Origin of the sequence: Protofrankia symbiont of Coriaria myrtifolia, from assembly GCF_900634755.1 — a bacterium.
Classification (GTDB): Bacteria; Actinomycetota; Actinomycetes; order Frankiales; family Frankiaceae; genus Protofrankia; species Protofrankia coriariae.
On sequence record NZ_CAAAFS010000285.1, the window covers coordinates 21898 to 31082 of the forward strand.

The 9185-nt window shown below is 71.5% G+C and carries 11 protein-coding genes; 3 read left to right on the plus strand and 8 right to left on the minus strand.

Annotated features, from left to right (window positions below; all coding sequences use genetic code 11):
• Positions 1–45: 45 nt before the first annotated feature.
• The 3 genes from CM1CMNOD_RS15885 to CM1CMNOD_RS15895 all read right to left on the minus strand — a co-directional run bounded on the left by CM1CMNOD_RS15885 (position 46) and on the right by CM1CMNOD_RS15895 (position 4919).
• Positions 46–3348 carry an ATP-binding protein gene (locus CM1CMNOD_RS15885; protein ID WP_050803571.1) on the minus strand — a complete coding sequence of 1101 codons (3303 nt, stop codon included), beginning with the start codon at positions 3346–3348 and terminating at the stop codon, positions 46–48.
• Positions 3349–3507: 159 nt separating this feature from the next.
• Entirely contained in the window at positions 3508–3708 is a 201-nt protein-coding gene (locus CM1CMNOD_RS15890) for a hypothetical protein (protein WP_043603892.1), read from the minus strand.
• Positions 3705–4919 (minus strand): acyl-CoA dehydrogenase family protein, encoded by a 1215-nt coding sequence (locus CM1CMNOD_RS15895; RefSeq protein ID WP_043606884.1) that lies wholly within the window; start codon positions 4917–4919, stop codon positions 3705–3707. Before CM1CMNOD_RS15895 ends, CM1CMNOD_RS15890 begins: the two co-directional genes overlap by 4 nt.
• Before the next feature lie 345 nt (positions 4920–5264).
• Here CM1CMNOD_RS15895 and purU point away from each other — a divergent pair, with 345 nt between their 5' ends.
• A complete protein-coding gene (gene purU / locus CM1CMNOD_RS15900; RefSeq protein WP_013874614.1) occupies positions 5265–6206 on the plus strand; it encodes a formyltetrahydrofolate deformylase in 942 nt (313 codons plus the stop codon).
• Here purU and CM1CMNOD_RS15905 read toward each other — a convergent pair.
• Together CM1CMNOD_RS15905 and CM1CMNOD_RS24125 are read right to left on the minus strand one after the other, a co-directional pair.
• On the minus strand, positions 6176–6823 hold the full coding sequence (locus CM1CMNOD_RS15905; protein ID WP_347176508.1) for a phosphatase PAP2 family protein: 648 nt from the start codon (positions 6821–6823) through the stop codon (positions 6176–6178). The genes purU and CM1CMNOD_RS15905 overlap by 31 nt on opposite strands.
• Positions 6717–7235 (minus strand): NUDIX domain-containing protein, encoded by a 519-nt coding sequence (locus CM1CMNOD_RS24125; protein ID WP_083828327.1) that lies wholly within the window; start codon positions 7233–7235, stop codon positions 6717–6719. The genes CM1CMNOD_RS15905 and CM1CMNOD_RS24125 overlap by 107 nt, the downstream gene beginning before the upstream one ends.
• A 120-nt stretch (positions 7236–7355) precedes the next feature.
• Between CM1CMNOD_RS24125 and CM1CMNOD_RS15915 the strand changes: the two genes are divergently transcribed.
• Both CM1CMNOD_RS15915 and CM1CMNOD_RS15920 read left to right on the plus strand, forming a co-directional pair.
• Complete coding sequence (locus tag CM1CMNOD_RS15915) at positions 7356–7634, plus strand: Arc family DNA-binding protein (protein WP_131772750.1); 279 nt, start codon at positions 7356–7358, stop codon at positions 7632–7634.
• Complete coding sequence (locus CM1CMNOD_RS15920; protein ID WP_013874617.1) at positions 7631–7972, plus strand: type II toxin-antitoxin system PemK/MazF family toxin; 342 nt, start codon at positions 7631–7633, stop codon at positions 7970–7972. Before CM1CMNOD_RS15915 ends, CM1CMNOD_RS15920 begins: the two co-directional genes overlap by 4 nt.
• 125 nt (positions 7973–8097) lie before the next feature.
• Here CM1CMNOD_RS15920 and CM1CMNOD_RS15925 read toward each other — a convergent pair whose 3' ends face one another.
• The 3 genes from CM1CMNOD_RS15925 to CM1CMNOD_RS15935 form a co-directional block, all read right to left on the minus strand.
• Positions 8098–8286 (minus strand): NUDIX hydrolase, encoded by a 189-nt coding sequence (locus CM1CMNOD_RS15925; RefSeq protein WP_013874618.1) that lies wholly within the window; start codon positions 8284–8286, stop codon positions 8098–8100.
• A 94-nt stretch (positions 8287–8380) separates the two neighbouring features.
• Positions 8381–8671: a type II toxin-antitoxin system RelE family toxin gene (locus CM1CMNOD_RS15930; protein WP_013874619.1), complete on the minus strand. Its 291-nt coding sequence runs from the start codon at positions 8669–8671 to the stop codon at positions 8381–8383.
• Complete coding sequence (locus CM1CMNOD_RS15935) at positions 8668–8967, minus strand: type II toxin-antitoxin system Phd/YefM family antitoxin (RefSeq protein ID WP_013874620.1); 300 nt, start codon at positions 8965–8967, stop codon at positions 8668–8670. The genes CM1CMNOD_RS15930 and CM1CMNOD_RS15935 overlap by 4 nt, the downstream gene beginning before the upstream one ends.
• Positions 8968–9185 lie beyond the last annotated feature (218 nt).

The window sequence follows — 9185 nt, forward strand, 5'->3', positions numbered from 1 at the left end:
CGAACGCGCACTGCCGTGGGGCTCACGGGCCGCCCCTCGGGCCGGTCACCGGCTGCCCCGCGTCACCTCGAATCCGGTGGTGTGGGGCAGCCGGTCCGGGTCGAGCCGGGCGATGGCCGCGGCGCGGTCCAGCGCCCGCCCCCGGCCGTACGCGGCGGCGAAGCCGTCGCCGAGCTCACCGCGCAGCCACGCGGACAGCTCGGCGACGTCCAGCGCGGTGGGGTCGTCGCTGCCGCGCAGCGCCTCGCACGCGCCGAGGATCTCGGCCGCGACGACAGGCTCGCCCACCCGGGCGGCGACGTCGGCCACCACCACCCCGACCGCGGCCAGGACCGGCAGGTCCTTCGTGCCGACAGCCGTCGGGTACGCGTGTCGCAGCCTGGCCCGGGCCCCGGCGAGGTCACCATCCAGGGCGTGCATGCGGGCGGCGGACGCCAGCACGAAGGAATCACCGTGACCGTGAATCGGATGGGTGGGGGAGATCGCGTCGAAACGCCGGAGCGCCTCGGTGTGCAGCGCCATGGCCGCGGCCAGGTCACCCGCCTGCCTTTCCAGACGGGCCTGAATACTCAGAGTGATCACAGTCTCCAGTGTCGTTCCACTGGCCTCGCAGCCGGCGCGCGCCGCCGCGAGCTGGCCGCGGGCGGCCCGCAGGTCGCCGCGGCGCATGGCCAGGTCTGCCAGGCGTATCCGCAGCATCGACTCGTCGTCGCGTGACCCCATCTCCCCCATCAGGGCCAGCGCCTCCTCGTACGCCGCCGCGGCGGCGTCGAGCTCACCGTCGAGGGTGTGCAGCATCGCCACGGCCCGCAGCGCGCCGGCGGTGCCCCAGCGTTCACCGAGCGCGCGGAACTCCGCCAGGGCGGTGACGGCATCGGCCCGCATCCGTTCGACATCGCCGTCGTTCTCGGCAAGGCCGGCGCGCAGCACCAGCACGGCGGCCGACAGCCAGGGGTCGTCGCCCGCGCGTGCCTCCTCGATGTAACGCTCCATCATCGCCATGTCGCCGCTGAGCATCGCCATTCCCGGCCGCAGCAGGCCGATCAGCGGCCATCCGCGGATGTCGACGGAGCCGAGACGCCCGGCAAGCTCGCCGAAACGCGCCAGGTTGGTCTCCACCTCGGCGGGGGACGACGTCGCCGCCATGGCGGCCGAGCTCACGGCGTGGAACGCCTCGCCGATCACGCGAAGGTCCGTGTCGTCTCCCCCGGGCACGGCGAGCGCCTCGGCCACCCATCCCGGGACGTCGGTGTGGTTTCCCAGCAGCATCGCCAGGCTGCCGATTCCGAGCGCGATGCGCAGCGCCGCGTCCGCGTCGCCACGGTCGCAGCGCAGCCGCAGCGCGCCGAGGATGTTGTCACGCTCGGCCTTGAGCGCCTCCAACCACTCGAGCTGGTCGGCCCGGGTCAGGTGCGGCTGCGCCGTACGCACCAGCTCCTCGAAGTACGTGGCATGCCGTTCGCGCAGCCACGCCAGCTCGCCGCGTTCGGCCAGCCGCTCCAGGCCGTACTCGCGGATCGTCTCCAGCATCCGCTGCCGGGTGCCGCCCACGGCCGGCTGGAGCAGCGACTTGTCGATCAGTGCGGCCACCAGGTCGCCGACGTCGTCCGCGCGGACAGCCCCGCCGGAGCAGACGGCGGCCGCGCTGCGCGTCGTGGTACCCGACGGGAACACCGCGAGGCGTTCCGCGAGCAGCCGTTCGGGCTCGGTCAGCAGGTCCCAGCTCCATTCGACCACCGCCCGCAGGGCGCGGTGCCGGGGCAGGGCGGTGCGACTGCCGCCAGTGAGCAGCCGGAACCGGTCGGACAGCCGTCCGGCGATCTCGGCGAGCGGGAGCGTGCGCAGCCGTGCCGCGGCCAGTTCGATCGCCAGTGGCAGCCCGTCCAACCGGCGCACGATCTCGATGACCGCGGGGGCGGAGACCTCGTCGACGACGAAGCCGGGACGGACCGCGGCCGCCCGGTCGGCGAACAGGCGTGCCGCGGGGAATCCGAGAACATCGGCGGCGGGCGCGTCCGGGGCGGGCTGGGCCAGCGGAGGCACGACGAGCAGCACCTCGCCGAAGATGCCCAGCGGTTCGCGGCTGGTGGTGAGAACGCGCAGCCGGGGGCACCGCGCGAGCAGCAGGTCGGCCAGCCGCGCCACGGCGTCGAGCAGATGCTCACAGTTGTCCAGGACGACGACGGCCTGCCTGTCCGCGAGCCCCTCGAGCAGCCGGCTGACGGCGTCGCGGGTGGTGCGCTTCGTGGGCCGGTCCAGTATCTGGGCCTCCCGCAGGCCGAGGACGCCCAGGACGGTCTGGGGCAGGTCCGCTGGGTCGGTCACCGACGCCAGCTCAACGAACCACACACCATCCGGCATGCTGTCGACGACGCGGGCCGTCGCCTCGCCCGCCAGCCGTGTCTTGCCGGCACCACCGGGGCCGACCAACGTGACCAGCCGGTTGCCGGCAAGCGACTTGGCGATACCCGCCATCTCGGTGTCACGGCCGACGAAGGTCGTCAACGGGGCCCGCAGGTTGGTGCGAGCCTGCGGGGCCGCGCGCCGCGCCGGCCAGTGCCCCGGGGAGTCCGCCGGCCCACCACGCAGGACGGCCAGCCGAACCGCCTGCAGCTCGGCGGACGGGTCGACGCCGAGCTCATCGGCCAGCCGGGCCCGCAGCTGCTCGTAGGTGCGTAACGCGTCGGCCTGCCGGCCGGTGGCCGTCAGCGCGGTCATCAGCTGGCCCGCCAGCCGTTCGTGCAGCGGATGTTCGGCTGCCAGCGCCTCGAGCGCGGCGACGACCTCCAACTCCCGGCCCGCGGCAAGGTTGGCCTCCGCCCGGTCGAGCACGGCTTTCAGGTACACCTCGCGCAGCCGGGCCGCGTGGGCCGCGACCGCCGGCGAGACGTCGGCCTCGGCGAGCGTGGGCCCGCGCCACAGCGCGAGAGCGGCGCTCAGCTGGGTGGACGCGCCCTGCGGGTCACCGGCCCGCAGGGCGGCCGCCCCGGCGGCGGCCAGCCGCTCGAAGCGGGACGCGTCGACGTCGTCCGCGTCGACGGCAAGGCGGTAACCGCCCGCCGACCTGGCGACCAGCGCCCCGTCACCGAGCGAGCGACGCAGCCGTGACACGAGGGTCTGTAAGGTGTTGGCCTCCTCGACCGGCTGCTCGCCCGCCCACACGGCGGCCACGAGTGCGGCGACGCTGACCGGACGGCCGGCGTCCAGCGCCAGGCGGACCAGCAGGGCGCGCCGCCGGGAGCCCGGGATGTCGATCTCCCGATCGTCGTCACCTCGCACCTCGAGGGCGCCGAGCACTCCCACCCACATCCGTCCACTCTCGCACGGGCCGACGAGCGGCAGACCCACGCCTGATCCGCTCTTCGCCTGTCCCGTTGCCCCGTCTCCGCGGACGCTGCCCGGCCCGCTCCCGGCCTGCCCGCGACAGACCGGGAGCGGGGAGCCGGCCGGGGCCGCCCGCTACCAGTCGGGCCTGCTACCAGTCGGAGTTGCTACCAGCCGGCGTTGCTACCAGTCGGAGTTGCTGGCGCCGAGGCCGAGAATCACCTGGTCGAACGAGTTGTCGTCGTTGTCGTCGGTGTACGCGAGGGCCAGCTGGCCCCACGGCGACACGGCCACCGCCTGCGCGGCCGGGACCGAGGAGAGCGCCCGTACGGGCAGGGTGGGTTGCCGCCCGGCGCCGATATCGGTTTCCCGCTGCCGGGTCACCGTCGCATCAGAAGCGATCCGCCCAGAAGGTACTGCCCGACCATCTCGAAATTCGTCCGCGCGAGAGTGATGTGTTTGACCGCCGCGTTGATATCGCGGAAGCAGCGGTCCAGCCGGCTGGCGGTGTACAGGGAACTCGTTCCGGCCAGGTCGTAGAGCACGTCCACGGCGGACACGGTGTTCTCGCCCACGGCCGCGGCCGCCAGGCGGATCAGGGCGCTGAGATCCTCCCCGCCGTACCCACCGCATGCCGTCACACGATCGGCGGCATCGGCAAGCAACAGGGCACCCGCCCGCACCAGGGCCTCCGCGCGGGCCAGCCCCGCCTGCACGGTGTGGCTCGCGGCCAGCGGGCTCGTCGCCCTGGCGGGAGTCTTCTCCCGGGCCAGCGACCGGAAGGCGGTAAGGGCGTCCTGGGCGATTCCCAGCGCCGTCGACGCCGTCGTGAACGGAGCGAAGTCGTAGTAGGCGATGCCATAGGCCCGCGAGGGACGGTCGGCGGGGGCACCGCGCAGCAGCGAACCGTCGACCGTGTACCCGTCGGAGACGACCAGACCGTCGACGCGGAACGTCGCGCTTCCCGTACCGCGCAGCCCTCCGACGAACCAGTCGTCGACAAACCGGGCGGCGCTCTTCGGCACGAAGGCCATGAACGTCCGCGACCCCCCGGGAAGCGGCGCACCGTCTCGCGGGAGAGCATCGTCCCGCGGGAGAGTCGCGGCGCACACCAGCCAGTCGGCGTGCACCGCGCCGCTCGCGAACGCCCACGTACCGTTCAGCCGATATCCACCGGGCACGGGTTCGGCCCGGCCGGTCGGATTGATCCCGCCGACCACCAGCCCCGTGCTTTCCCTGAAGAGCCGGTGCGCCACCGGCTCCGGCAGATAGTCCGACATTCTGCCGATGGCGCCCTGAACCCCCATCTGCCAGGCGACGGACGCGTCGACGCGGGCGAGCGCCTGCAGGACGGCCGAACCGGTCCGTACGCTGACCTGCCCACCACCGAAGTCGCGTGCGACCCACATCCGATGGATGTTCTCCTCGCGCAGCGCGTCAATGACCGCGACCGGTGTCACCCGCTCCCGCTCAGCCTGGTCCCGGTACCGGACAAGCAGCGGGGCGATCCGCTCGACGCGTGCGGTCCACTCCACGGTCTCGTCAGAGGGAGGGCCACCGTCCGGAAGCACGCGGCACGTGCGCCCATCGCTCATCTCGGCTCCCGTGAGAACGCCTACCCCGTAGTCACCCGTATTTCCCAGGCGGACGAGGAAGATACCGACAACGATCATCCATCAGGATGCCTTTGTCCGTATGCCGTTCTCCCACGCGGAACCGTGTGACGTTCTCCGACCGGTCACCACCGCATGCGACATGCCGATCCTCCGCCCGACAGCCGGCTTTTTCCCAGGTTGAATGGAGCGTCGCGCGCGTCGACGAGGTCGTCCGCGCCGCCGTGCCGACGAGGTCGTGTCCCTAGCATGAGCCCATGGCCCGCGACGGCTTCATCCGGGAAGACCGCCGGCCGCCTCACCCAGCGATCTTTTCGGGAGGACCTTGTGTCGGACAGGACCCTGATCGACGCGGAAAAGCGTCGACAGCCGTCACCGGTACGGCCGCGCCAGGGCGCTGATCCGGTCCGATCGGATCTCGGTCGGCTCACGGTCCAGTGCGCGGACCGCCCCGGCATCGTCGCCGCGGTGTCCCAGTTCCTCACCGATCACGGGGCGAACATCGTCGAGTCGGACCAGGCGACGACCGATCCGGTGGACGGCCAGTTCTTTCTGCGGATGACCTTCCACCGGCCCGGCCTGCAGGCCCACCTCGACGACATGACCAAGAACTTCACGAAAGCGCTGGTCGAGAAGTTCGAGGTGACCGAGTGGTCCCTCCGCGACGCGTCCACCCCGAAGCGCGTAGCGATCATGGTGTCGAAGTACGACCACTGCCTGCTGGACCTGCTCTGGCGTGCCCGGCGAGGCGAGCTGCCGGTCGACATCGGTCTGGTCATCTCCAACCACGCCGACCTCGCGAGCGAGGTCCGGACGTTCGGCGTGCCGTTCGTCCACATACCGGTGGCCCGCGACACGAAGCCGGAAGCCGAGGCCAGGCAGCTGCAACTGCTGCAGGGCAACTTCGACCTCGTCGTGCTCGCCCGCTACATGCAGATCCTCTCGGCCGACTTCCTCGACAGCGTCGGCTGTCCCGTCATCAACATCCACCATTCCTTCCTTCCCGCGTTCGCCGGCGCGGGCCCCTACGAACGGGCCAAGGAACGTGGCGTGAAACTCATCGGCGCGACCGCACACTACGCGACCGAGGATCTCGACGAAGGCCCGATCATCGAGCAGGACGTCGTGCGGGTTCGGCACAGTGACAACATCGCGGCTCTCAAGCGGCGCGGCGCCGACGTCGAGCGGTTGGTACTGAGCCGGGCGGTGCTCTGGCACTGCGAGGACAGGGTCCTGCGTCACGGTAACTCCACGGTGGTCTTCTCCTGACCGCCGCGGCCATCGGGGCCCGTCCCGGTGCGGAGCGCGCCGAGCGGGGGCAGGGCCGTGCAGGCAAGGACGGTGACCAGGAGCCATCCGGCGACGACGTCGGTGAGCCAGTGCATCCCGAGGTAGACCCGGCTGGTCGCGACGGCAAGCGCCCACGTCGCGGGTACCGCGGCGGCCACGACCCGGGTGAAACGCCGTCGACTACGGTAGGTGAGGGCTACGGCGAGGCCGACGGCGACGAGGGCGGAGGTGCTGGTGTGCCCCGACGGCAGCGCGGGGCCGGACGCGTGCCAGGCCCAGTCCGACGCGGGTGGGCGTGCGCGGTCCACGGCGATGGCCAGCGAGGCCCGGAGCAGCTGCCCCACGGCCAGGGCCGCGATCCCGACCACCGCACCGCGCCACCACCTTCGCCCGGGTACCGCGAGGGCACCCGCAACCGCGGCCAGGGCGTAGGCACAGGCGCCGCTCCCGGTAGCAGTGATCACGATCGCGGCGTCCGTCACCGCGGGGCTACGGTGGTCGAGCGCCCAGCGGTGGACGTCGGCATCCAGCGGGAACGGGGTGCCGTGCCGGCCGGCGACCGCGGCCACGAGCGCCGTCAGCAGGAGGCCCGCCACGGCAGCGATGACGTGCGGCATGCGGGGTCGGCGGGAGCCAGTGGCCTCGTCGTGCCCGCCGCCCGGCACCGGCTGCGGCTGCGGCTGCGGTGAGGGTCTCCGACGCCGCCGTTGCTTCCCAGACCCGGACCGGCTCGCTGTGGGCATGACCGGCAACGTACGTCGCAGCCGACGGACCCGGGACCAGCGGGACGCTCGACGCCCTCACCGCACAGCCCGATTCATGATCGAACAAGTCGACTTGTCGATCATCACCTCCGTCTCCTCGCCGAGCTTCTCGTACCGCCGTCTCCGGCGCGCGCTCCCCCGGCTCGACGAGCCCGCCGGGCAGGGCGAGGGCCGCGTGGAACGGCTCCTTCGCGCGCTCCACCGCCAGCACCGACAGCACGCCGTCCCGCTTCACGGGATCCACCGGTGGAGAGATCCACCGCGGTCAGCCAGACGTGGCGCCGTCGAGGAGAACCAGTGCGGTCCGTCGCCCGATGGTATGTCGACTGGTAAACCTCCTAGTAAACTCATCGGCATGGTTGCCGTGACGACGATGAAGCTCCCGGTCGACGTACGCGACCGGCTGATGGCGCTGGCCACCAGCCACGGCCGCACTCTGGGCGCGGAACTGGCCGCGCTTGTCGAGGAAGCGGAGGAACGCAACTGGTGGCGTGACGCCAAGCAGGCCGCCGCCCGGCTTCAGGCCGACTCCGAGCGCTGGGAGGACTATCTGCGCGAGGCCGACGGCTGGGACACCACCGTCTCCGACGGTCTTGGCAACCCTGTCTCCGAGTGGCCGGAGTACGCCGAGGAGCGGGAGTGACGCCAGGCGAGGTGCTTCTTGTCGACCTCGATCCGGTCGCCGGAAACGAACAGGGCGGCCTACGACCCGTCGTGGTGATCTCCAATACCGGCTATGACCAGCTCGTCGCGGGCCGGCTCCTGGTCGTGTGCCCGATCACGAGCAGGGATCGCGCGCTTGCCCACCACGTGCCCGTGACCCGTGCTCCGACCCACCGGCTCAACCGTCCGTCCTGGGTGATGTGCGAACAGCCCAGGACCATCTCGTCCCGTCGCGTCAGCCGGCGTCTCGGCACGCTGGCACCTACCGACATCGATCAGGTTGCCGTCGTCGTACGCCGGTTGCTCCATCACGAATAGCGCGAGGCCACGTCCACACCCAGCCAGGTGGCACGGAGAGGCACCGACTCCTGGTCAGGATCTCACTCAGGATGCGGCGGAGCGGGCGCATCATCGGGGGTAGCAGGACGGTCGCGGGGCCGGCCCTAGAGGGCGGCGGGACGTCCGTTCTGGTCGAGGCTCTCGTCTCCGCGCAGGAAGCCACCCGGCAGCGCGAGCTTCCCCAGGAACGGCTCGTTCCCGCGCTCGACCAGCAGCACGCACAACCGGCCGCCCCGGATGGTCAGGATGACGAGGTCCTCGGTGAGAGTGACCTCCTGCCGGGCGCGGCTCACACCAGCGAGCGTACCGATCTCCCTCCCCCAGCTCGCTCCTCTCCCCCAGCCCGCCGGATAGTTCGGCCCTCCCAGATCCGCCCTGGCCGCCCTGTCAGCGGGAGCGGTACGCGTCGGAGCGATGTTCGACGGCGGTCACGGTAACAATGCGGTTGTCCTCGTCGATTTCATACAACACCCGGTAACTGCCGCGACGAGCGGACCAGGTGCCCTCGTACGGTGGAAGCAGGAGGCGTCTGCCAAGCCGGTGAGGATTGTCCAGGAGTGTGGTCGTGACGAACTCGTGGACGGCAGCCGCGATCTTCTCGGGCAACCGGCTGGCGAGAGCACGCGCCGCAGGACCAGTGATCCGAAGTTCAAACGGCTGCTCGCCAGTTCCGGTCACCGTGTGTGGGGCGACTCGGCGCGGCGCGCCCGTTTCGCCATGAGCGCGGCGAGCTCCTCGGCATCGAGCACGTCGCCGGACTCGCGGGCGTCCCGGGATTCCGCAAGCTGCCGCATCGCCTCCCGACTCGCCAACACATCCAGCGCCTCCTCCAGCGCCGCCAGGTCATCGGGAGAGATCAGGACCGCCACCGCATGCCCGTGACGGGTGATCTCCACTCGCTCATGAGTCCGCCCCACCTCGTCAATGAGCTCCGACAGCCGGTTGCGCGCCTCGGTGAACGGCATGACAGTCATGATGTCCAGCGTACCGGGACTGGCGCGAAGTCAAGGCAGATCAACCGCAGTTCGGCGGGTAGGTCGTTCGTGGACTCAGCTCCGGCTCCGCGCCCGTCGTTGTGGAGCCGGAGCCATCTGAGCGGCGAACGGCCGCACCCCGGTCCCGCACGTCCCGACGGTCGCTGGCCGCCTGTCACCTGTTCCGAAACAGCCGACGAGCATGCGCTGCATCGGGT